General features: G+C 71.6%; 18 protein-coding genes and 1 tRNA gene. 10 read left to right on the top strand and 9 right to left on the bottom strand.

Annotated features, from left to right (window positions below; translation table 11 throughout):
* The 4 genes from OV207_RS34715 to OV207_RS34700 all read right to left on the bottom strand — a co-directional run.
* Positions 1 to 376: phospholipid scramblase-related protein (locus tag OV207_RS34715; protein ID WP_267559379.1), on the bottom strand; the 376-nt coding region annotated here is incomplete at its 3' end.
* Between the two features lie 67 nt (positions 377 to 443).
* Complete coding sequence (locus OV207_RS34710; RefSeq protein WP_267559378.1) at positions 444 to 1,595, bottom strand: tetratricopeptide repeat protein; 1,152 nt, start codon at positions 1,593 to 1,595, stop codon at positions 444 to 446.
* A gap of 99 nt (positions 1,596 to 1,694) precedes the next feature.
* Complete coding sequence (locus OV207_RS34705; protein ID WP_267559376.1) at positions 1,695 to 4,388, bottom strand: VIT domain-containing protein; 2,694 nt, start codon at positions 4,386 to 4,388, stop codon at positions 1,695 to 1,697.
* Positions 4,385 to 4,861, bottom strand: coding sequence for a helix-turn-helix domain-containing protein (locus OV207_RS34700; RefSeq protein WP_193346492.1), 477 nt, complete (start codon positions 4,859 to 4,861; stop codon positions 4,385 to 4,387). Before OV207_RS34700 ends, OV207_RS34705 begins: the two co-directional genes overlap by 4 nt.
* Positions 4,862 to 4,979: 118 nt before the next feature.
* Here OV207_RS34700 and OV207_RS34695 point away from each other — a divergent pair, with 118 nt between their 5' ends.
* Complete coding sequence (locus tag OV207_RS34695; RefSeq protein ID WP_193346493.1) at positions 4,980 to 5,471, top strand: DUF2721 domain-containing protein; 492 nt, start codon at positions 4,980 to 4,982, stop codon at positions 5,469 to 5,471.
* 213 nt (positions 5,472 to 5,684) lie between these two features.
* Positions 5,685 to 6,200, top strand: a complete 516-nt coding sequence (locus OV207_RS34690; protein ID WP_193346494.1) for a peptidylprolyl isomerase — start codon at positions 5,685 to 5,687, stop codon at positions 6,198 to 6,200.
* Between the two features lie 75 nt (positions 6,201 to 6,275).
* Here the strand turns inward: OV207_RS34690 and OV207_RS34685 are convergent, their stop codons facing one another.
* Both OV207_RS34685 and OV207_RS34680 read right to left on the bottom strand, forming a co-directional pair.
* Positions 6,276 to 7,112: a slipin family protein gene (locus OV207_RS34685; protein WP_267559375.1), complete on the bottom strand. Its 837-nt coding sequence runs from the start codon at positions 7,110 to 7,112 to the stop codon at positions 6,276 to 6,278.
* Positions 7,109 to 8,494, bottom strand: coding sequence for an NfeD family protein (locus OV207_RS34680; protein WP_267559374.1), 1,386 nt, complete (start codon positions 8,492 to 8,494; stop codon positions 7,109 to 7,111). The genes OV207_RS34685 and OV207_RS34680 overlap by 4 nt, the downstream gene beginning before the upstream one ends.
* A gap of 233 nt (positions 8,495 to 8,727) precedes the next feature.
* On the opposite strand from OV207_RS34680, the gene OV207_RS34675 reads away from it, so the two are divergent.
* Together OV207_RS34675 and OV207_RS34670 are read left to right on the top strand one after the other, a co-directional pair.
* Positions 8,728 to 8,943 carry a hypothetical protein gene (locus tag OV207_RS34675; protein WP_193346498.1) on the top strand — a complete coding sequence of 72 codons (216 nt, stop codon included), beginning with the start codon at positions 8,728 to 8,730 and terminating at the stop codon, positions 8,941 to 8,943.
* Positions 8,944 to 8,952: 9 nt separating this feature from the next.
* A complete protein-coding gene (locus OV207_RS34670) occupies positions 8,953 to 10,551 on the top strand; it encodes an amidohydrolase (RefSeq protein WP_267559373.1) in 1,599 nt (532 codons plus the stop codon).
* A 6-nt stretch (positions 10,552 to 10,557) separates the two neighbouring features.
* On the opposite strand, the gene nhaR is transcribed toward OV207_RS34670, so the two are convergent.
* Positions 10,558 to 11,457 carry a transcriptional activator NhaR gene (nhaR, locus tag OV207_RS34665; RefSeq protein WP_193346500.1) on the bottom strand — a complete coding sequence of 300 codons (900 nt, stop codon included), beginning with the start codon at positions 11,455 to 11,457 and terminating at the stop codon, positions 10,558 to 10,560.
* Positions 11,458 to 11,581: 124 nt separating this feature from the next.
* Here nhaR and OV207_RS34660 point away from each other — a divergent pair, with 124 nt between their 5' ends.
* Together OV207_RS34660 and OV207_RS34655 are read left to right on the top strand one after the other, a co-directional pair.
* Complete coding sequence (locus tag OV207_RS34660) at positions 11,582 to 12,382, top strand: sigma-70 family RNA polymerase sigma factor (protein ID WP_193346501.1); 801 nt, start codon at positions 11,582 to 11,584, stop codon at positions 12,380 to 12,382.
* Positions 12,383 to 12,477: 95 nt separating this feature from the next.
* Positions 12,478 to 12,550, top strand: a tRNA-Phe gene (locus OV207_RS34655).
* A gap of 150 nt (positions 12,551 to 12,700) precedes the next feature.
* Here the strand turns inward: OV207_RS34655 and OV207_RS34650 are convergent.
* Together OV207_RS34650 and OV207_RS34645 are read right to left on the bottom strand one after the other, a co-directional pair.
* Positions 12,701 to 13,090 (bottom strand): hypothetical protein, encoded by a 390-nt coding sequence (locus OV207_RS34650; RefSeq protein ID WP_193346502.1) that lies wholly within the window; start codon positions 13,088 to 13,090, stop codon positions 12,701 to 12,703.
* Positions 13,091 to 13,233: 143 nt separating this feature from the next.
* Entirely contained in the window at positions 13,234 to 13,527 is a 294-nt protein-coding gene (locus tag OV207_RS34645) for an ArsR family transcriptional regulator (protein ID WP_193346503.1), read from the bottom strand.
* A gap of 256 nt (positions 13,528 to 13,783) precedes the next feature.
* On the opposite strand from OV207_RS34645, the gene OV207_RS34640 reads away from it, so the two are divergent.
* From OV207_RS34640 to OV207_RS34625, 4 genes are all read left to right on the top strand, one after another.
* The gene (locus tag OV207_RS34640) at positions 13,784 to 14,326 is read left to right on the top strand and encodes a hypothetical protein (protein ID WP_267559372.1); all 543 of its coding nucleotides are present in this window, start codon (positions 13,784 to 13,786) and stop codon (positions 14,324 to 14,326) included.
* A gap of 148 nt (positions 14,327 to 14,474) precedes the next feature.
* The gene (locus OV207_RS34635; RefSeq protein ID WP_267559371.1) at positions 14,475 to 18,416 is read left to right on the top strand and encodes a DEAD/DEAH box helicase; all 3,942 of its coding nucleotides are present in this window, start codon (positions 14,475 to 14,477) and stop codon (positions 18,414 to 18,416) included.
* 91 nt (positions 18,417 to 18,507) lie between these two features.
* Positions 18,508 to 19,908 carry a M16 family metallopeptidase gene (locus OV207_RS34630; RefSeq protein ID WP_267559370.1) on the top strand — a complete coding sequence of 467 codons (1,401 nt, stop codon included), beginning with the start codon at positions 18,508 to 18,510 and terminating at the stop codon, positions 19,906 to 19,908.
* Positions 19,909 to 19,982: 74 nt separating this feature from the next.
* Complete coding sequence (locus OV207_RS34625) at positions 19,983 to 21,527, top strand: M16 family metallopeptidase (RefSeq protein WP_267559369.1); 1,545 nt, start codon at positions 19,983 to 19,985, stop codon at positions 21,525 to 21,527.
* Positions 21,528 to 21,745 lie beyond the last annotated feature (218 nt).

Raw genomic sequence — 21,745 nt, 5'->3', positions numbered from 1 at the left:
GCACGTCGTAGGCGCGGGTGAAGAAGCGGAAGCGCTGCTGGATGGCGCCCAGGTGACGGCCCTCGCCGTCCTCCACCTCCATCCGTGACAGCCAGAAGCGCCACGGCCGGCGCAGCCGCAGCAGCGTCTGCCCGCGCGCGTCCTTGATCTCCATGGTGAAGGGCCGCTTGGCCTTGAGGAAGCTGCGCAGGAGGAACAGCCCCACGCCGCCGCCCACCTCGCCCGCGAAGAAGAGCGGGTGGCCGTCGTCGCCCACCACCTCGTAGCGGTTGCGGCCCTCGAAGCCGGAGAGGATCTCCCCCCACTCCTTCACCTGCCGCACGCGCAGCGCGCGCTCACCGCGCAGAAGGGTCAGGGCCTGGGACTCGACGGGCATGGACGGCTCCGGGACGGCGGAAGAGGAGGAGGAAGGGGAGGATGAAGGACGGCTCCGGGACGACAGCCTAGAAGCGCCCGAGCATCGCGAGGCCCAGGCCGCCATGACGGCCCATGGTCGTGGGAACGATGGACACGGCCGGGGCGTCCGGCACGTCGAAGTTGCGCGTGAGGAACGTGGTGGCCGCCAGCCCCGCCACCGCGCCCGCGGCGGCGCCCACCAGGTACACGTCCGAGTCCGCGTCGTCCCCCAGCAGCAGGAACAGGGCGCTCAACCCCGTCAGCCCGCCCAGGATGCCGCCCGAGTCGATGAGCAGCATCCGCCCCCGAGAGACGTCCAGGTTGCGCGACAGCAGCGCGAAGGTGATGAGCCCCGCGCCCACCACGCCCTGCTCGACGGCGAAGAACACCCGCGTCTCATCGTTGTCCTGCGTGGCCATCAGGAGCCCCGCGACCACGCCCGCCCACAGGCCGCCGGAGTTCGTCAGCGACACCTGCCCCGCGGTGGGGTTCGCGAACTCCGCGACGAGGATGCCCAGGCCCGTGAAGCCCAGGCCTCCCACCATCACCGAGGCCAGGGCGTTGTCCCCGTCCAGGTCGAAGGAGCTGATGGACGCCAGGCCATAGCCGAAGCCCCACACCGTGCCGGAGTTGATGGCCGCCGCCTGTCCCGGCGTCAGCCCGTTCGGCGTGAGCAGCAGGGCCGCCGCCGCGCCTACGCCGCCGCCCAGCAGCGCCCCCGCCACGTACGCGCGCGAATCGTCACAGCCCGCGATGGTGCACAGCAGGATGCCCTGCGTGATGCCGTGCATCGTCTGCACGATGGTCAGCGAGGCCCGCGCCCCGCGCGACGTGTCCTCCGCCGACATCAGCACCACCGGCCGCGACAGCGTCTCCTGCGCCAGCTTGCCCCCGGGCGTCCTCCGCGCCCGCGCGAGCCGCATCAGCTCCGGCGCGTAGGGGTGCTGGGGACACGCCGCCACCACCCGCTCCAGGGACGCCACCGCTTGCGCGTCCTCGCCCCGCACCAGCGCGTCGAAGCCGGCCAGGTAGTCGGACTCCGCGGCGCACACCTCCGAGGGGCTCTCCACGAGCGGCGGAGAGGGCAGGGTCCGGAGCACGGCGGAGTCCGGAGGCACGGCGGGGCCTGCGTCGTCGCGGCCGGGGGACCCAGGCTGCGCGGCGACGAGGACGGCCAGGACGAAGGGCGCGAGGAACATGTCGCCGCCACCCTAGTCGACCCCCGGGGAAAGACGGGAGTGCGGACCCCGGCATTCCGTCTGGGAATGCCGGGGCCCGGGTTGACACCGTGCAGCGCCCTACCGCGTCGCGAGCGTCTCCACGTGCTGACGGAGGGCGTCCGCATCCGCCAGCCGCCCGTCCAGGCCCGGCAGCGGCTTCGCGGCCTGTTCAATGCGGCCCCGCGTGCGGGGGCCCGCCGCCACCAGCCACGCCACGCCCAGCGCCAGCTCCGCCACGTCCGGCGCCTGGGTGAGCTGCGAGGCCAGGGCCAGCAGCGCGTCCACCGCCTTCTTCACCTGCGCGCCGTGCAGCGGGTGGCTGCTGGTGATGCCCTCGCGCAGGAGCACCAGCAGCACGCGCGCGGTGGCGCGGGCCTGGCGCACGGCTTCCGGACCCTCGCCCGCGCCGGCCCACAGGCCGTTCGCGAGCTGTCGGCCCAGCACGCTGGTCACGTCCTCGGCCGCGAGTCCGTCCACCGACTCGGCCACGGACAGCACCGGGGCCTGCTCGGCTTCCTCGTAGAGGGCCTCGGGCGGGGCCTCCGCCTTGTCCTTCTTCGGCTCATGCTGTTCACGCCGGGACTTGTCCGCTGGCGAGGCCGCCAACTTCTGCGGCATCGCGGCGGAGATCATCCGGCCCAGCAGGCCGCCCTTCCTCTTCGCGGCCTCCTGTTCCTTCGGGGCCGGCGGCATGGCGCCGAACGCGAACCCATCCCGGGCCTCGGCCTGGAGGGGCATGGCCGAGGGCGCGGGCATGCTCGGAGGCGGGGGGGGCATGGCGCCCCCGCGGGACACCGCCGATGCGGGGGCCGGCGCGCGGTTGCGGGTCGGACGCGCCATGCCTCCAGGAGGCTGCGGCTTCGGGATGATGCCCGAGCCCGTGACGGGCTCCGCGTCGTCATAAGCCTCCTCCGCCGGAGCGAGGCCGCCCTCCAACTGGCCCTGGTTGAACATGTTCCAGCCCGCGGGGGCGTTCACCGGGACGACGCGCGTCTCCGGCGTGCCCGACGCGCGGCGCTCACCCTGGCGCTCCTCCACGACCACGAAGGACGTGTAGCGCGTGGCGAGCTGGTGCGTGAGGGCCAGCTGCACGATGCGGTCCTTCATCGCCTCCGCGCGCCGGCCCACGAGCCCCGCGTCCAGCCAGCCCCGGATGCGCTCGGCGGCCCACAACTTCTCCACCACCGGCCGGTCCGACAGGGCGGGCAGCTCCAGCCGCACCGTGAGGGAGAAGGGCTCCCGGCCCGAGCGGCCCTTCAGCGTCACGCTGCCGGTGCCCGCTTGCGCATAGCGCCCGAAGAGCGTCCAGGGCGTGCCGTCCACCAGCGGCGGCAGGGTGGCCGGGCCCAGCTCACTGGCCTCCACGCCGTCGAAGCGCACCTCCAGGTCGGTGACGCGCGGGGCGAGCGCCTTGGAGAACTGCGCCACCACCTTGTCGTCGATGCGCTCTCCCGGATGGATGAACTCCACCGCGCCGTCCGTGCGCCGCGCCAGGTCGCGCAGCAGCACGTCGCTCACGTTCGTTCCGATGCCGAACGAGAACACCCGACCCGTCCCGCGCGCGGCGAGCACCGCCTCCAGGATCTCCGCCTCGTTGCCCACCTGACCGTCCGTCAGCAGCACCACCACGCCGTCCGGCGCGGCCTTCATCGCGGCGACGAGCGGCGTCAGCAGCTCCGTGCCGCCACTGGCGCGCAGCCCGGCGACCCACGCGTCCGCCTGCTCCAGCGTGCGCTGGGTGAACGTCACCGGCGCGGGGGTGAAGGTCCGGAAGCTGTTCTCGAAGGCGATGACGTTGAAGCGGTCACCCTCGCGCAGGTGGCGCAGGCACAGCCGGAGCGCGGCCTGGGCCTGGGGCAGGCTCTCCCCGTCCATGGAACCGGAGGTGTCCACCACGAACACCACCTCCTGCCGGGGCGGCGCCGCCGCCAGGTTCAGCAGGTCCGGCACCACGGTAAGCGCGAACGTGCCCGGCCCCTCCGCCTTCCGGTGCGTGACGACCGGGGTGAGCATGACGTCCGGGTTGGCGTTGCGCAGGTTGAGCACCACGTCCCGGTCCAGCGCCACCTGGGGGCGGCCCTCGTGCGCGCGGTCCGGCTTCAGGCCCACGCGCAGGCGGGTGCCTTCCCGCGTGATGTCCAGCGCGTGCGACGGGCTCTCCACCACCACCGCGTGGCCCACGTCGATGAGCAGGTCCATCCGCAGCCCGTAGTCCGGGGTCCCGATGGGCGGGGAGATGCGGTCCGCGTCCGGCACCCGCGTCGTCGGGGCCGCGCTGCCGTGCGCCGTGCGGTCCCCCTGCGCCGCGCCGGGCATGTACCGGGGCGCCACCAGCGTGGGCAGCATCCAGCGCACGCTGCCCTCTTCGGCGGTGAGGGCCTGGAGGAACTCCACCTCCACCAGCGTCTCCTCTCCCGGCAGCAGGTTGCCCACCTGCGCGGTGAAGACGTTGGGCCGCTCCTGGTCCAGCAGCGCCGCGCCATGGCCTTCGGTGATGGCGGTGTCGTAGGTGCGGAAGGCCTCCTCGCGCTCCTTCACCACCCCCGCCACGCGGCGGCCCGCGCACGTCATGGAGAAGGCGCTGAGCGTCGCGTCCGAGGGCAGCGGGAAGGTGTAGACGGCCTCCACCGGCTTCTTCTCGTCGTTGCGGTAGCGCTGCGTCACGCGCACCCGCGCGTGCCCCCCGAGCAGCTCGCCGGAGACTTCCACCCCTTGCAGGGGAACCTGGGCCCCGTCGCGCGTGAACAGCCCACACCTTGCCTGCTCGTTCATGACTGCTTCCCTTCTTCGGATTCTTCGATGAGGGCGCGCACCCGCTCGGCCAGCGCCCGGACCTTCGCCTCAGCCTGCTCCGACACGTGCAACTCCAACCCCGGCGCCAGGAGCCAGCGCTGGTAACGCGCCACCTCCACCGTCGGGTCTTTCCCCGGATTTTTCGCCAGCGGCCGCGGGGGCGCCTCTGGCGTCGGCGGCACCGGTGCCTCCGCCAGCCGGCGAAGCTCCTCCGGCGACAGCCGCAGCAGCTCCGCCTGGATGGCGTCCAGCGGCAGGAAGCGCGCCTGGAGCACCCGGATGGCCTTGAGCCGCACCAGGTGCTCCTCGCCGTACACCGTGTCCGGCCCCTTGAAGGGCGGCGCGGGCAGGAGGCCCCGCTGGACGTAGTAGCGGACGGTGCGCGGCGAAACCCCCACCGCCTCCGCCAGCGCCGTCAGCTTCCATTCGGTCTGTGTCCTGGGCGTGCTCACACCCCTGACAGTAGGTTTCGACAGTGGTGGTGTCAAGTCATCAGTGATGATTTGGCGGTCGTGGTGTCACGATGGGGCAGGGTGGCGGCCGGGCGGGCGGTGGGACAGAAGGGGGGGCATGAACGGCGTCACGGACGGCCTGGACTTCTCCTCCATCCAGCTCATCGGCACGGCGGTGACGCCGGCGGTGATGGTGTCGGGGTGCGGCATCCTGGCGACGGGGTTGGACAACCAGATTTCGCGCATCACCGCGCGCATGCGGGACATGGTCCGCGAATGGCGCACGCTGCCGGAGGGTCATGCGCGGCGGGCGCTCCTGCGCGAGGAGGTGGCCATCATGGACCGCCGCCACGCCATCCTCGCGCGGGCCATTGGCTTCACCTACGCGGGGCTCCTGTCCTTCGTGGCGACGTCGCTGCTGTACCTGCTGCGCCGCAGCGTGCCGGTGCCAGAGGCGTTGCCGGTGGTGGCCTTCTCGCTGGGCGTGGTGTTCCTGGGGACCACGGCGGTGTTCGCGCTCGCGTCGCTGCGCCTGAGCCGCCGCGCCATCACGCTGGAGTGGGAGGAGCTCTTCCGCGACGGGCCGCCACCGGGGGCCGCGGGGGGCTGAGGGCCGGGGTCGGCCTCATGCCTGGGGGGCCGGGGTGCGTCCCTGGCGCCCGCGAGGGGTGGCGGGAAGGTGACGGGATTTGTTCCGCAGCGCACGCGACGGTGCTAGCTCCTGCCTTCGCGACGCTCGTGTCTGGTACGTCCCGGCACGAGCGCCCCGTATCGCGCTGGATTCCAAGCCTCTGGCCCAACCCGCACCGTGGAGCACGTGAACATGGCAAATACCCAGGTCTTCTTCGACATGACGATCGGTGGAGCGCCCGCCGGCCGTATCGTGATGGAGCTGTTCTCCGACGACGTTCCCAGGACCGCCGAGAACTTCCGCGCCCTGTGCACGGGCGAGAAGGGCGTGGGCCGCAGCGGCAAGCCGCTGCACTACAAGGGCTCTGCCTTCCACCGCGTCATCACCCAGTTCATGTGCCAGGGCGGCGACTTCACCGCGGGCAACGGCACGGGTGGCGAGTCCATCTACGGTGAGAAGTTCGAGGACGAGAACTTCAAGCACAAGCACACGGGCCCGGGCTTCCTGTCCATGGCGAACGCCGGCCGCAACACCAACGGCTCGCAGTTCTTCCTCACGACGGTCCCCACGCCGTGGCTCGACGGCAAGCACGTCGTCTTCGGCAAGGTCGTCGACGGCATGGACGTGGTGAAGAAGATTGAGGCCGTGGGCTCGCAGTCCGGCGCGACGCGCCAGCCCGTGGTCATCGCGGACAGCGGCCAGCTGTAATCCGCGGACGTCTGTTCGACGTGAAGAGGTCCACCCGTGCAGCCGCGCGGGTGGACCTTCGTCGTTTCGGGGGCCTCAGGACAGGCCCGCGCCGGGCAGGGCGTCCTCGTCCTCCTCGCCGCTGTCGCGCCGTGAGGGCTCCGGACGCGGCGGCTGCGCGGCCACCGCGCCGAACGCGCGGATGAGGTCCAACGGGATGGGCAGGATGGTGTGGTTGCCGCCGCCGGTGATCTCCACCAGCGTCTGGAGGTAGCGGAGCTGGAGGGTGGACGGGTTGCGGCTGAGCACGTCGGCGGCCTGGGCCAGCTTCTCCGCGGCCTGGTGTTCGCCCTCCGCGGCGATGATCTTCGCGCGGCGCTCACGCTCCGCCTCCGCCTGTCGCGCGATGGCCCGCTGCATCTCCACCGGCAGGTCGATGTGCTTCACCTCCACGTTGGACACCTTCACGCCCCACGGGTCCGTGCGCGCGTCCAGGACCTGTTGAAGCTCGTGGTTGATGCGCTCGCGCTGGGACAAGAGCTCGTCCAGCTCCACCTGGCCCAGGATGGCGCGCAGGGTCGTCTGGGCAATCTGGCTGGTGGCGTAGAGGTAGTCCTCCACCTGGAGCACGGCCTTGTCCGCCTGGATGACGCGGAAGTAGACGACGGCGTTGACCTTCACGCTCACGTTGTCCTTGGTGATGACGTCCTGCGGGGGCACGTCGCGCGCCACGGTGCGCAGGTCGATGATGACCATGCGTTCAATGAACGGGATGAGCCAGCGGAAGCCCGCGCGCTTGAGGCCCACGAAGCGGCCCAGCCGGAACACGACGCCGTTCTGGTACTCGGTGACGATGCGCACGCCAGAGGCGAAGAGGAGGAACAACAGGGCCAGGGGGATGAGATAGCCCAGGGCGCCGAACAGTTCGTTCATGGCATCGCCTCCGCGACGGTGAGGGTGAGTCCTTCCACGGCGCGCACCACCACGCGGGCGCCCTCGTGGATGGGGGTGAAGGAGATGGCGCGCCAGCGCTCGCCGTGGACGAACACCTCACCGCCGGAGGGCGTGACGGGGCCGAGCGCCGTGCCCGACTCCCCGATGAGCCCCGCGTCCCCGCCCCGCTGCGGCAACCGCCGCGTCTGCGCGCTGCGGTACGCGACGAAGGCCGCCGCCCCCGCGAGCACGACGGCGGTGGGCAGCATCACGCCCCACGACAGCCGGAAGGTGGGCTCCACGAACCAGCCCGGTTCGAAGCGGTCCACCAGGAACACGCCGCCCAAGATCAACAGGCCCACGCCCGAAGCGCCCAGCACGCCACTGGTGATGAAGAGCTCCGCGATGATGAGCCCCACGCCCACGAGCATCAGCACCAGCGCGCCGGAGCGCACCGGCAACGTGGCGGACGCCACCAGCGCGAGCACCAGCGCCACCAGCCCGATGAGGCCCGGCGCCACCGCGCCCGGATGGGACAGCTCCACCACCAGCCCCAGCGCCGCGACGAGGAACAGCAGGTACACGATGGACGGCTGCGCGAGCGCATGCACCACCCGCTGGGACAGCCCCGGCTCCAGCGACACGATGCGGGCCTCGCGCGTGGCGAGCGTCACCGTGCCCCCACCCGCGACCTCCACGCGGCGGCCGTCGACGGCGGAGAGGAAGTCGGCCTCCGTGGGCGCGACGAACTCCACCACGCGCAGCGCCACGGCGCGGTCGGCGGGGACGCTGGCGCTGTCGCGCACGGCGGACGCGGCCCACTCCGGATTGCGGCCCCGCTGCCGGGCGATGCCCTCCGCGAAGGCGGCGGTGTCGTTCTCGATCTTCCGGGCGAGCTGTTCGCCGCCCTCCTGTTCGACGTCCTCGCCCCTGGGGCCCACGGGGTGCGCGGCCCCGATGTTCGTCCCGGGCGCCATCGCGGACACGTTCGACGCGAGCGCGATGAAGACGCCCGCGCTGCCCGCATGCGCACCCGAAGGCCCCACCCACACGAGCACCGGCACGCGCGAGCCCAGGAAGGCCCGCACGGTGGTGCGCGTGGCCTCCAGCGAGCCGCCCGGGGTGTCCAGCCGCACGAGCAGCGCCTGCGCCCCCTGGCCCTCCGCGCGCTTCACGCAGTCCGCCAGGTACGCCCCCGACCCCGCGTCCAGCACGCCCTCCAGCTCGCACCGCGCGATGACGGAAGACCCCGAAGCGGGATCCGCCGAAGCGAGGAGGCCGGTGAAGCCCAACAGCAGGAGCAGCAGGGCCCAGGGGCCGTGACGGCGTCGGGCTCCCGCGAGGCGAAAGGGGGCCAGCGGTCTGTCGACGTTCTGCCTCATGCCGGCCGCTTCCTCCCGGTGTGCACACGCCCCCGTTCACACGCACCGCGCCAACGGTGTGCATCCAGGCGGCGGGTGACAGGGGCCCGAGGTCGAGGGTCCGCAGGGCATCCAGGCAGGGAGGCCTGGAGGCACGCCTGGGCATCCAGTGGTGGACGTTGCAGGGGATGCGCGTTGCTGGAGGAGGACGCACCTCCCTAGGGTCGGCTTCTCGAACATCCACAGGAGGTTTCATGCGCCGTGCCGTGCTGCTCATCGCCGCTCTGGGTCTGACCACTGGAGTGGTGGCCTGTAGGACCACGCAGCCTCCCGGAACCGAGAACCAGGAGCCCATCCAGGGCCCGGACACCGCTCGCGAGCCCATCCAGAACGTGCCCAGCGAACCCGCGGGCCCCGCCGGCCCCATCAACGCGCCGGGCGTGGATGGTGGCGCCTCCGAAGCCGGGTAGTTTCCAGGCATGACGGTGGAGACCACGGTCTACAAGGCGGCGCGGGTGTGGACGTTGGATCCCCAGCGTCCCCGCGCCGAGGCCCTGGCGGTGCGCGAAGGGTGCGTGCTCGCGGCGGGGACGCTCGCGGAGGTCCGCGCCGCGGCCGGTCCGGAGGCGCGCGAGGTGGACCTGGGCGCGGCCACGGTGGTGCCCGGCCTGGTGGACGCGCACGCGCACCTGCACGGGCTGGGGCGGAGCCTGACGACGGTGCGGCTGGAGCGGGCCGCATCGGTGGAGGAGGTCGTCCGGCGGCTGGCGGATGCGCCCGCGTCGAGCTTCCAGGGGGACTGGCTGCTCGGCAAGGGCTGGGACCAGAACGACTGGCCCGGCGCCGCGTTCCCCGGCAGGGTGGAGCTGGACGCGCGCTTCCCCACGACGCCGGTGTGTCTCACGCGCGTGGACCACCACGCGGCCTGGGTGAACGGCGAAGCGCTGCGCCGCGCGGGCATCACCCGGAGCACGCCGGATCCGCAGGGTGGCCGCATCCTCCGGGACGCACGGGGCGAGCCCACCGGCGTGCTGGTGGACAACGCGATGGACGCGGTGACCGCGGCCATGCCCGCCCCCACGCGCGAGCAGCTGGAGACGCGGCTGCGCGCCGCGCTGGAGCGCTGTGCCCGGGTCGGCCTCACGGGCGTGCACGACGCCGGCATGGACCTGGATGCCTTCCGCGTGTTGCAGGCCTGGGACGCGGCGGGGACGCTGCCCCTGCGCGTCTACGCGATGGCGGCGGGCCAGGGCGAGGAGCGCCACGGCTACCTGGAGCAGGGACCCTGGCACGGCCGTCACCTGACGATGCGCGCGGTGAAGTTCCTGGCGGATGGCGCGCTGGGCAGCCGGGGCGCGGCGCTGCACGAGGACTACAGCGACGAGCCCGGCCAGCGGGGCCTGTTGCTCCTGTCCCCCGAGGAGCTGGAGGCCCGCGCCCAGGCCTTCATGGCCCGGGGCTTCCAGGTGTGCATCCACGCCATCGGAGACCGGGCGAACACGCTGGTGGTGGACGTGCTGCTGCGGGGCGCGGAGCGGACGGGAACGCAGGCCCTGCGCCACCGCGTGGAGCACGCGCAGATCTTGCGACCCCGGGACATCCAGCGGCTGGGCGCCGCGGGGCTGGTGGCCAGCGTGCAGCCCACGCACGCCACCAGTGACATGCGCTGGGCCCAGGCGCGGCTGGGGCCGGAGCGGCTGAAGGGGGCCTACGCGTGGCGCTCGCTGAAGGACGCGGGCGCGCACCTGGCGCTGGGCAGCGACTTCCCCATCGAGAACCCGGACGTGCTCGCGGGGCTCTACGCGGCGCGCACGCGGCAGGACGCGAAGGGCTGGCCCGAGGGCGGCTGGCACCCCGGTGAACGTCTGAGCGCGACCGAGTCCCTGGAGGGCTTCACCGTGGGGCCCGCGTGGGCGTCCTTCGAGGAGGTTCGTCGCGGCAGGCTGAAGCCGGGCATGGACGCGGACTTCGTCGCGCTGTCGGAGGACCCGGTGGAGGGGCCCGCGCCAGCGCTGGTGGACGCGCGCGTGCTGGCCACGGTGGTCGCGGGCGCGGAGGTGTTCCGGGAGGAAGGCTGACGCGCGTCAGCCGCCGAAGATGTGCGAGCGCGCGGCCTCGGCGATGGCGACGACGGCGGGGTGGCGCAGGCGGCGCTCGACGGTGATGGCGTAGAAACACTGCTCGATTTCGTCGGTGTGCCCGATGGCGGTGACGTTGAACTGCCGCTGCACCTCCTCGTTGATGATGGAGGGCATGGCGAAGATGCCGTGGCCCTTCTGCCCGAAGGCCTGGAGCAGGGCGCTGTCGTCGAAGTCCCCGGCGATGAGGGGCCGGACGCCCCGGCGCTCGAACCACAGGTCCAGCGAGCGGCGCACCGAGGACTCCTCTGATGGCAACAGCATGGGCGCGCCGTCGAGCGAGCGCGGGAAGTCCTTGCGCAGGTGGGCGAGCGGCGCCGCCGCGAAGAACGTCACGCCGCACTTGCCCAGCAGGTGGTTGAAGGACCGGACGCTGACGGGCTCGGAGCCGGGCGCGTCCGCGAGCACCACGTCCAGCTCATGCAGCGCCAGCTGCGCGAGCAGCTGGGGCAGGGGGCTCTCGCGGCAGATGATGCGCAGCGAGGGCCCCGCATCCAGCGCGGGCTTGAGCAACTGTTCGGCGACGAGCTTGGGGATGACGTCCAGCACCCCCACGTTGAGGCGCAGCTGCTGTCCCGTGGGCAGCCCGGAGACGACGTTCTTCAGCTCGTTGCCCAGCCGGAAGATTTCGTCCGCGTAGCGCATGACGGTGCGGCCCACGTCGGACAGCACGAGCTTGCGGCCCTTGCGCTCGAAGAGCTGGTGGCCCAGGGATTCCTCAAGAAGCTTGATCTGCGTGCTGATGGTCGGCTGCGCGAGGTGCAGCTCCTCGCTCGCCTTGGCGATGCTGCCGGCCCGCGCAACCGTCCAGAAATACAGGAGATGGTGGTAGTTGAGCCAGGACATGACTTAGGAATAACCGAAGGGTTTCATCCAAACTAGCTTATTTTTTTATGAGTCGCGCCCGCTTATCTCTACGTCCGTCACCGCGCGATGGGTGCGTGGGGGACTGATTGGGGAGGTTGCGTTCATGGAAGCCATCTACGAGGAGCGCGATTCCACGGTGGAGGGTGTGGTGGACGGGGTGGATGCGGCGGAAGTGGAGATCCGGGTGCGGGGGCACCTGGAGCTGGTCCGGCGTCTGGCCTGGAAGTACCGGTGGACGGGCCTGTCGTTGGAAGAGCTGATGGCGGAAGGCAACGTGGGCCTGGTGGAGGCGGCGCGCCGCTTCGAGGAGCGGGGTGTCCCGTTCGGGGCGTACGCGCAGCAGTGGATCCGCGCGCGCATCCGGGCCTACGTGTCGCGCACCTGGAGCGTGGCGGGCGGGCGGGCGCCGTGGATCGTCTTCCAGCTCCGCCGCGAGCGGGCGCGGCTGGAAGCCCGCTGGGGCGAGGGCCACCCGGAGGTGATGAAGCGCCTGGCGGAGGCGTTGGGGAAGCGGGAGGAGGAGGTGGCGCGGGGGGCGGAGGCGCTGGGCAAGGACGTGTCGTTGAACGCGCCGCTGGGGTGGGACGGCGACGTGACGCAGCAGGACATGCTGGAGTCGGACCTGGACTCGCCGGAGGACGTGGCGGACCGGGGGGACTGGGCGCAGAAGCTGCACCAGAGCGTGGCGGAGGCCTGGCCGGAGCTGGACGCGAGGGAGCGGGCGCTGGTGAAGGAGCGGATGTTGGTGGAGGACGGGGTGAGCGCGGAGTTCCTGGCCCAGCGCTTCGGGGTGACGGCGGTGCGCATCCGGCAGATCGAGCAGGGGCTGCGCCAGAAGCTGCGCCAGCGGCTGACGGCGGGGTGCACGGCATGGGACGCCGAAGCGCCGCGCCTGGCGGCCTGAGGGGTGGGGTGGGAGCCGGGCCTGTGGAAAGAGGTTGACGGCGCGGGCCAGGGACCGTAAATCGGCGCTGCCGTTCGCGGTGCGCGGCACAGCACGCCCAAGTAGCTCAGTCGGTAGAGCAGGGGACTGAAAATCCCCGTGTCGGTGGTTCGATTCCGCCCTTGGGCACAGAGTGAAGAACTTGAGGGCCCTGGACTCCGGTTCAGGGCCCTTTTCTTTTTCTGGAAGTGGAACTGCCCAAGCCCGACGAGCGCGAGTCGCGCGGAACGGTGGTGCGCAAGGGCGTGGCTTCCGCGGCACTTCGGTCCATTGGAATCATCAGGTCGATGCGCCGATGCGTGACGCGAACAGGTCGAACTTCTGTTTGTGACCCTCGCGCCGGCACCAGTCCTTGATGACGTTCAGGTCCACCTCATGGGCCTGTGCGTGGAAGACGCCAATCGCCTGTTGCAGGCCGCTGAAGTCGTTCCAGAAGAGAAAGGACGCGAGTCGGTCACGGCATGAGTCGGTGGGCGAGAGGACGTACAGCACCTCGCCGTCACGACGCACGGTGCTCCAGCGCTTGATCAAGTCGTCACCCACCGCCAGCGGCCCATTCGGAAACTCCAGAAGGAAGTGCGAGCGTGGGTGACGGTAGAAGTCTCCCTTCCTGATGAAGCCGAGCGCAGCCAACGCCGCTTCGCCCCCTGTTCCCTTGAGGGTGATCACGAAGTCGAGGTCTCCTGATTGGTACGCCTCCGGCGCGTAGTAGGTCGCCGCGCTTCCGCCCGTGAGCACCGCGTGAAAGCCATTGCGGTCCAGCGCTGAGCACACGGCGAAGGCAATGTCCGTGAGCGACGACGTAGGCCCGATCACAAGAGCCCCGGCTTGCCAGCGCGGCGGGGACGGCGCCGTCGCGCGGCGAGCCTGGCCTGAAGGTCCACGTCATGCTTTCCAAGCTTCCAAAGCAGAGCGCTGAGTTCGGCGTGCGCGAAGTATCGAGGGTTCAGGGAAACCACACGGGTTCGCCCCATCAGCCGACTGACGCTGATCGCTTCCCGTTCAAGCGAAGCCAGAATGGATTGGACGGTGTATGGGCGGACGCCCATCAGCGCCGCCAACTCGCTGGGATAGGTCTCTTCGAGCAGACGGATGGCAACGAGCACCGCCGTCCTGGTCGAAGTACCGAAGAGCTGGGAGCCATTTTCGAGCACAAGGTGAAACTACCAATATTCTTGGCGATATTGCCAAGTGCCTTGGTGGCTCTGCCAGGTCTGGTGGTAAGGGGGACGCGAAGGATGGAAATGGCATCGCCCGCACGGCCCCTTTAGATTCCGCAGCGCCTGCCCGGCTGGCCGACGTGCCGGGTGCACGACTGGGCGAGACGCGGTAGATGGGGGGAAGCGGAGGAACATCAACGCAATGGACGCGAACGTGGTGGCGGAGTTGGAGAAGGCGGGCGTGCAGGTGGACGACCCCAAGCGCTTGTTCATTCCGGTGGAGCGGGACGAGCAGGGCCGGGTGAAGCCCGTGGGCGACGAGGTGCCCGTGCGCTTCGGTGACATCACCGCCCACGTGCACCTCCAGCCTGTCGCGAAGCTGTGGACCGGTGACAAGCAGCCGCCCAACTTCAACAAGCCGCCCTTCTTCGAATACGAGCCGTTCTTCTTCCTCATCGAGGCCACCGCCGCCGGCTTCTGCCGCGACACGCGCCACGCGGAGAACGACCAGGAGTTCGCCCAGCTCTACCGCCACCTCGCGCGGCGGCCCGACGGCCAGCACAAGAACCCCCTCTTCTCCCACCTGCGCGCGGCCGCCCGCCTGTACATGTCCCTGCGCGACGTCAGCCAGGCGGAGTTCGAGGCCGTGGCCCAGCGCCTCCACCAGTCCGCCAACACGTACTCAGCCCACGTCGGGAGCCAGAACTACTTCCTGAACGTGCTGCGTCAGGTGCTGGGCGCCTAGCGTCCCCCTGGCAGGACCGCCGTGGCGTTGCACGCACGCCCTCCCGCCCACCGGGCGGAGGCCACGGCGGGGTAGGGGAGCATGGCGGGGAGGACCTGGAAGTGTGGCTCGCCAAGGCCCCACTCCATGGGTAGGTTCATCCCCAGTCATGCCCCGTGTCCGCTCCTCCCGCTCCCGGCCCTCCCTCCAACAGCGGCTCACCTCCGAACTGCTGCGTGAAGTCGCGGGTCCGGAGCTGTTCGCCCAGGGCGAGGCCCTGCTCTCCCGGTGCGGCGTGACGGTGGCGTCGCCGTCCACGGAGTGCATCGAAGGGACGGTGTCCGAAGCAAGGGCACGCCAGTTCGAGGCGTCCCTCTGCTCGGACCCCGACTCGGAGGGACTGCTCCTTGACTGTGATTGCGACGGATACTGGGAGGAAGGCCTCTGTCCGCACGTCGTCGCGGTAGGCCTGGGGTGGCTGCGGGGCCCTGGTCTCCAGCGCCAGGGGCGCCCTCCCACGCGGACTGGCGAGCGCTCCCCGCTCCCAACGCCCACGTCCGGCGCATCCGAGCGGCCTTCCTCACCCAAGGACGTGGAAGCCTGGCTCGTGGAGCACAGGCTCACCCGCGCCCGGACCGTGCCGGTGCCCGTGTTGCAGCCCCTGCTGCCCCGCACCTTCGCGCGCGACGTGCTCCATGACCTGCGCAAGTTCTCGGTGGTGGACGTGTGGGAGGGCTCTCCCAAGCTCCGGTTCATGGAGACGCGAATACGGTCGCAGCTCGCGGATGCAGCCTGGACCTGGGCGCATCACGAAGCCGAACGCCTTCGTCAGGGCCTGACTCGCGAGGCCTCCGTCCCTTCCCCGCCACCGTCCACGGATGCACGCCTGACGCCGCTCCGGGACGCGCTCCTTCGGGCCCGTGAGCGCGTGCGGGCCCAGGCCCTGCCGCGTCTGCCGGAGCGAAGGCCCGCCATCTCCATCCAGGCGAAACCCGTGCGCATCCAGGTGTCGGAGCCGGAGCTGGCGGCGTGGGGCCACCCCCTCTTCCAGGCCGATTTCGAGGACCGGAGCCACGTCGTGCTCGACCCTCGCGCGCTGATGGAGGACCGCCCCGGCCTGTCCTGCCCGTGCTCCCCCAAGGCGGCCGAGGCCCACTGCGTCCACGCGCTGACTGCCGTGGACGCGACGCTGGAGCTGCTCCACCGTCCGAGGCAGGCCGCAAGCGCCGCGAAGCTCGCGGAGCTGCTCTTCGAAGCACCCGGCCGGGAAATCGTCGCGGCGCTGGAGACGACCGTCCTGGGCCGTCAGCTTCGTGAAGCCGCTCCCGAGGCGGATGGATCCGTCACCTTCCGCCTGGAGCAGGGCGCATCGGGGCACTGGAGCCTGAAGGCCTTCCTGCACCACCCGGTGAAGGCGGGACGCTGGTCCAAGGGGACCGCCGTCATGACGTATGAGCGGGAGAAGGTGGCCGCCGTGCTCCGGGACCCGGAGGAGCAGCAATCCTTCGCGTTCATCGAAGCGGGCCGCTCGCTGGCGTCATCCTATTACGAAGGCAGCGTCGTAGCAGGTGCATACCCGTTGCTCCTCCAGGCCCTGCGTGCCCTCGCGCGCAGTCCCCGCGTGCGGCTCGCCGGCGCGCCCGACGTTCCCGCCCAGGTGCGGGAGGCCCCGCTGGGCTTCGCCCTGGAGCAGGAGGGGCGCGGGCTGCGCCTGCGGCCGGCGGTGGACGGGCGCGCGGTGGACGCGGAGGCCCTGTGGCCCCCTCCGTCCGGCTCCCGGGCGCCGCACCCCTGGCTGCTCGTGGAGCCCGGCATCCCGAGCGTCACCCTGGTGACCGTTCCCCCCGAGGCGCTGGGCCTGCTCGACGTCCTCAAGGTCCACGGCACCCGCGTGTCCGAGCGTCAGCGCGACGCGCTCCTGGGCCAGCTCTCCGGCCTGGAGGCGGCCTTCGCCGTGTCGTTGCCTCCGGCGCTGGAGGCCCGCCCCGTGGAGCCCCAACCGGGCCTGCTCGTGCGGCTGCGCGCGGTGGGGGAGTCTTCCCTGGCGGGCGCGTTGTTCGTGCGGCCCCTCCCGGAAGGGCCACTCCAACCCGTGGACGGCGGCGCCCCCGTGGTGCGCGGGCAGCGCGGCGGGGAGCGGGTCATGGTCCGGCGCGACCAGGACGCCGAGCGCTCCGAGGCGGAGGCCCTGCTCACACGTCTGTCATTGCCCGCGGGGGCATACCGCTTCACCCGCGACAGCGTGGAGGACTCGCTCCACCTGCTGGAGACGCTGGAGCCGCTCACGGGGCCCACGTTGCGCGTGGAGTGGGAGGAACAACCCTGGACGGTGGCGCACCCGCCCGGCGCCGCGAACCTGCGGGTGGAGGTTTCGCGCGAACACGATTGGTTCGGCGTGAAGGGTGGGGTGGAGGTGGAGGGGGCGCGCGTGGAGCTGGCCCTGCTGCTGGAGGCGGTTCGCCGCCGCCAGCGCTATGTCCCCCTGGGCAAGGGGCGCTGGATGCGGCTCACGGAGGCCCTGCGTGAGCAGTTGACCCCGCTCGCGGACGCGACCCATTCCGCGCGCCAGGGACTGGAGGTGGGCGCCGCGGCCGCACCCGCGCTGGAGTCCCTCGCGGAGGCCGGAGCGCGGGTCAAGGCGCCCACGGACTGGCTCAAGCTGGCGCGACGCATCCGGGAGGCCCGCTCCCTGAAGGTGCGCGTGCCCGGAGGGCTGAAGGCGACGCTGCGCGACTACCAGCACGAGGGCTTCGTGTGGCTGGCGCGGCTGTGCGCCTGGGGCGCGGGCGCGTGCCTGGCGGACGACATGGGGCTGGGCAAGACGCTCCAGGCGCTGGCCCTGCTGCTGTACCGCGCGCGACAAGGCCCCGCGATGGTGGTGGCGCCCACGTCCGTCTGCGGCAACTGGGCGCGCGAGGCGGCCCGCTTCGCGCCCTCGCTGCGCCTGCATGTCTGGCAGGAAGAAGACCGTGAAGCCCTACCGTCCCAGCTGGGGCCGAAGGACGTGCTGCTCATCAGCTACGGGCTGCTCGTGAGGGACGCGGCGCGGCTGCGCGCGGTGTCCTTCGCCACGCTGGTGGTGGACGAGGCGCAGGCGGTGAAGAACCCGGACACCGCGCGGGCCCGGGCGCTGCGTGGGGTGAAGGCCGATGCCCGCGTGGCCCTCACCGGCACGCCGGTGGAGAATCGGTTGTCTGAGCTGTGGAGCCTCTTCCACCTGCTCTTCCCCGGACTGCTGGGCGGGCGCGAGTCCTTCCATGCGCGGTTCGCCGTCCCCATCGAGCGCGACCGGGATGCCCAGGCCCGCGCGTCGCTCGTCCGGGTGGTGCGCCCCTTCCTCCTGCGCCGCACCAAGGGGCAGGTGGCGCGCGAGCTGCCTCCGCGCATCGAAACCGTGGTGCCCGTCACGCTGTCGGACGACGAGCGGCGGCGGTACGACGACGTGCGGCTCGCGGCGCTGGCGCGCGTGGGGGAGGAGACTCCCGGACCGGAGCGGCGCTTCGAGCTGCTGGCCGCGCTCACCCGGCTGCGGCTGGCCGCCTGTCATCCCCGGCTGGTGGATCCGGACGCGGGCACCTCCTCCTCCAAGCTGGAGCGCTTCCTGGAGCGGGTGGAGGAGCTGCGGGAGGAGGGCGGACGGGCGCTCGTCTTCAGTCAGTTCGTCCGGCACCTGGCGCTGGTCCGCGAGGCGCTGGAGGCCCGGGGCATCGCGTTCCAGTACCTGGATGGACAGACGCCCCCCGCGGAGCGCCAGTCCCGCGTGGAGGCCTTCCAGCGAGGGGAGGGCGCGCTGTTCCTCATCTCGCTCAAGGCCGGTGGCACGGGCCTCAACCTCACCGCCGCCGACCACGTGCTCCACCTGGATCCCTGGTGGAACCCCGCGGTGGAGGACCAGGCGTCCGACCGGGCCCACCGCATTGGCCAGACGCGCCCTGTCACCGTGTCCCGGTTCGTCTCCGAGGGCACCATCGAGGAGGCCATCCTCGCCCTGCATGCGGACAAGCGGGACCTGGCGGACAGCCTCCTGTCCGAGGCGGATGGCGCCGCGGCCCTGTCACCCGAACAGCTCCTGGGGCTGCTGCGCTTCGGCGCGGAGCCACCGGGCGCCTGACGATGGACGGGCGTCGACGCGGCGTTTCTGGAATAGGGTGCGACCCCGCCCGTTCCCGGGCGCCGCTTTTGCCTCTGTCCCAGGAGCGAGGATGTTCCGTCAATCGTTGTCGTGGTTCGCCTGCGTGGCCCTGCTGGGCGCGTCCCAGGCCCAGGCCCAGGCCCCCAAGCCGCCCCCGTCCTCCAAGACGTCCACGCCCGTCGCGAAGCTGGCCGCGGGCATCCAGGCGCGCACGCTGAAGAACGGGCTCACCGTCATCGTGTGGCCCGACCACGACATCCCCAACGTGGCCTTCAACAACTGGTTCCGCGTGGGCAGCCGCAACGAGCGCCCCGGCATCACCGGCCTGTCCCACTTCTTCGAACACATGATGTTCAACGGCGCGAAGAAGTACGGCCCCGGTGAGTTCGACCGCGTGATGGAGGCCAACGGCGGCGCCAACAACGCCTTCACCTCCGAGGACGTCACCGTCTACCTGGACTGGTTCCCCTCCTCCGCGCTGCCCCTCATCTTCGACCTGGAGGCCGACCGCCTCCAGTCGCTCGCCTTCGACCCCAAGGTCATCGAGTCCGAGCGCGGCGTCGTCTACTCCGAGCGCCGCTCCGGCGTGGACAACGACAACTCCGGCGCGCTGATGGAGCAGATGCAGGCCACCGCCTTCGTCGCGCACCCGTACCAGATCCCCGTCATCGGCTGGCCGTCCGACATCGAGTCCTGGCGCATGGAGGACCTCCAGCGCTACTACAAGACCTACTACGCCCCGAACAACGCGACGCTCGTCATCGCCGGGGACGTGGAGCCCGCCAGCCTCTTCGCGCTCGTGGAGCGCACGCTGGGCGCCATCCCCTCGCAGCCCGCCCCGGAGCCCGTCCGCACGAAGGAGCCCGAACAGCAGGGCGAGCGGCGCATCACCCTGAAGCGGATGGCCCAGTCGCCGCTGCTCCAGGTCGCCTATCACAGCCTCGCCGCGAACGACCCGGAGGCGGAGACGCTGGAGCTGCTGGGGCTCATCCTCACGGATGGGGATTCGTCGCGCCTGCACCGCAAGCTGGTGGAGGACGCGCGCGTGGCCATCCGCGTCCGGGGCATCTTCTCCGGAGGCTTCGACCCGTCGTTGACGTGGTTCATGGTGGACCTGCCGCCGGGCGGCGACCTGCCCCGCGCCGAGGCGCTCCTCACGGAGGAGCTGGCCCGCGTGGCGAAGGACGGCGTCACCGACGCGGAGCTGCGCAAGGCGCGCAACATCGCTCTGGCCACCTTCTGGCGGAAGCTGGAGACCAACGACGGCCGCGCCCGCGAGCTGGGAGCCGCCGCCACCTTCCGGGGGGACTGGCGCGCCCTGCTCGATGCGCCCACCCGCTACGAGAAGGTCACCCGCGACCGCGTGCGCACGCTGGCCGCCCGCCTCTTCAATTCGGATCACCGCACGGTGGGCTGGCTCGTGCCCACCGCCGCCCCCGCCACCCCTGCCCGCAAGGAGGCCTCGCGATGAGCACCCCCTTCCGTCCTGACACCGCCCGTCGCGCGGCTTCGCTGCTCCGCCCCGGCCCGCGTGGAGGCCTCACGATGAACGCTTCCTTCCGTCTTCGCTCCGCGCTCGCCGCGCTGCTGTTCGTCTCCGTGCCTGCCTCCGCGCAGACGAAGGCGGCGCCCGTCACCGCCACCCCGCCCGCCGTCAACGCGGCGTCGAAGGCCGCGACCGCCATCACCACCCCGCCCGCGCCTGCTGCTCCCGCGAAGTCGAAGACCGCGTCCGCGGACAAGGGCGTGACGCTGCCCGCTGCGGCCACGGTCACGCTGAAGAACGGGACGCGGCTGCTGCTCGTGGAGAAGCGGGAGCTGCCGCTCGTGTCCTTTTCGGCGTGGCTCCGGGGCGGCGCCGTCACCGACCCCGCCGGCAAGGAGGGCCTGGCCGCGCTCACCGCGCAGCTGCTCCAGAAGGGCGCCGGCTCCCGCAACGCCCAGCAGTTCGCCGAAGCCGTGGACGGCGTGGGCGGCCAGCTGGAGGTCGCCCCCGGCCGCGAGGCGGTGATCATCACCGGCAGCTTCCTGGCCCGCGACACGGCGCTGATGGTGGAGCTGCTGTCGGACATGCTCGTGCGCCCGCGCTTCGACGCGCAGGAGCTGGAGAAGACGCGCGCCCGCCGCGTGTCGGAGCTCGCCGCCGCCAAGGACGGCGACCCGCGCATGCTGGGCGGCACGTACTTCGACGCCTTCCTCTTCGCCTCGCACCCGTACGGCAAGCCCGTCACCGGCAGCGAGGCCTCCCTGCCCACGCTCGGCCGGGACGACGTGCTCGGCTGGGCGAAGGCGAACCTGGGTGGAGACCGGCTCATCCTCTCCGTCGTGGGGGACTTCGACGCGAAGGCGCTCGCCGCGAAGCTGGAGTCCGCCCTGGGCGGGTGGGCCCCGGCCGCGCAGCCCTTCGCCGCCGTGCCCGCCACCGCGCCCACCAAGGGCCGGCGCGTGCTGCTGGTGGACAAGCCTGACGCCACCCAGACGTACTTCTGGATTGGCAACACCGGCATCCCCCGCACCGACCCGGATCGCGTCGCGATGGAGGTGGGCAACACCGTGCTCGGGGGGCGCTTCACCTCGCTGCTCAACTCCGAGCTGCGCGTGAAGACGGGCCTCACCTACGGCGCCCGCTCCTACCTGGCCCCCGGCACCCAGGCCGGCCCCGTCGTCCTCTTCTCCTATACCCAGACGGACTCCACCGGCCGCGCCATCGACCTGGCGCTGGACGTGCTGGAGCGCTACCGGAAGGACGGCATGGACGACGCCATGCTCGCCTCCGCGCAGGCCTACGTGCGGGGCCAGTTCCCCCCGAAGCTGGAGACGGGCGCGCAGCTGGCCTCCAAGCTGTCGGAGCTGGCCTTCTTCGGTCTGCCTGCGCAGGACGTGGACGGCTTCGCGGGCGCCGTGTCCGCCACCACGCGCGACGGCGTGCGCACCGTGCTCCAGCGCGTGCTGCCCGCCTCCCAGGACCTGACGTTCGTCCTCATTGGCAAGGCGGCGGCCCTGCGCGACGTGGCCCGCAAGTACGGCCCCGTCACCGAGATGAAGATCTCCGACAAGCGCTTCACCCCGCCAGCGGCGCCCATCCGCTAGCAGGAAGGCCATCGGGTCGCCTGGACCGCCCGGTCCTGGCGTGGGGAAACAATCTCCCAGGCGACCCGCGGGCCCGACGCGGTGGCTGCGTATGAGAGGTGTGGGGTTCGGGCCCGGACCTGACGGTCCCTCTCTCATGCGTTGTCTGGAGGCGTCAGGTCGTTGCGTCGTCTGTCGTTGCTGTTGCTCCCCACCTGCGCCCTGGGCCTGGGCTGCCC

This window comes from Corallococcus sp. BB11-1 (genome assembly GCF_026626625.1).
Lineage (GTDB): Bacteria > Myxococcota > Myxococcia > Myxococcales > Myxococcaceae > Corallococcus > Corallococcus soli.
Note: the sequence above shows the minus strand (reverse complement) of the source record. Positions and strands in the feature narration are given on the sequence as shown.

Bases quoted from the DNA above. Each gene is read 5' to 3' on its own strand.
- OV207_RS34710 (WP_267559378.1), bottom strand. From the start codon at position 1,595: ATGTTCCTCGCGCCCTTCGTCCTGGCCGTCCTCGTCGCCGCGCAGCCT.
- OV207_RS34705 (WP_267559376.1), bottom strand. From the start codon at position 4,388: ATGAACGAGCAGGCAAGGTGTGGGCTGTTCACGCGCGACGGGGCCCAG.
- OV207_RS34695 (WP_193346493.1), top strand. From the start codon at position 4,980: ATGAACGGCGTCACGGACGGCCTGGACTTCTCCTCCATCCAGCTCATC.
- OV207_RS34690 (WP_193346494.1), top strand. From the start codon at position 5,685: ATGGCAAATACCCAGGTCTTCTTCGACATGACGATCGGTGGAGCGCCC.
- OV207_RS34685 (WP_267559375.1), bottom strand. From the start codon at position 7,112: ATGAACGAACTGTTCGGCGCCCTGGGCTATCTCATCCCCCTGGCCCTG.
- OV207_RS34680 (WP_267559374.1), bottom strand. From the start codon at position 8,494: ATGAGGCAGAACGTCGACAGACCGCTGGCCCCCTTTCGCCTCGCGGGA.
- OV207_RS34675 (WP_193346498.1), top strand. From the start codon at position 8,728: ATGCGCCGTGCCGTGCTGCTCATCGCCGCTCTGGGTCTGACCACTGGA.
- OV207_RS34670 (WP_267559373.1), top strand. From the start codon at position 8,953: ATGACGGTGGAGACCACGGTCTACAAGGCGGCGCGGGTGTGGACGTTG.
- nhaR (WP_193346500.1), bottom strand. From the start codon at position 11,457: ATGTCCTGGCTCAACTACCACCATCTCCTGTATTTCTGGACGGTTGCG.
- OV207_RS34660 (WP_193346501.1), top strand. From the start codon at position 11,582: ATGGAAGCCATCTACGAGGAGCGCGATTCCACGGTGGAGGGTGTGGTG.
- OV207_RS34640 (WP_267559372.1), top strand. From the start codon at position 13,784: ATGGACGCGAACGTGGTGGCGGAGTTGGAGAAGGCGGGCGTGCAGGTG.
- OV207_RS34635 (WP_267559371.1), top strand. From the start codon at position 14,475: ATGCCCCGTGTCCGCTCCTCCCGCTCCCGGCCCTCCCTCCAACAGCGG.
- OV207_RS34630 (WP_267559370.1), top strand. From the start codon at position 18,508: ATGTTCCGTCAATCGTTGTCGTGGTTCGCCTGCGTGGCCCTGCTGGGC.
- OV207_RS34625 (WP_267559369.1), top strand. From the start codon at position 19,983: ATGAACGCTTCCTTCCGTCTTCGCTCCGCGCTCGCCGCGCTGCTGTTC.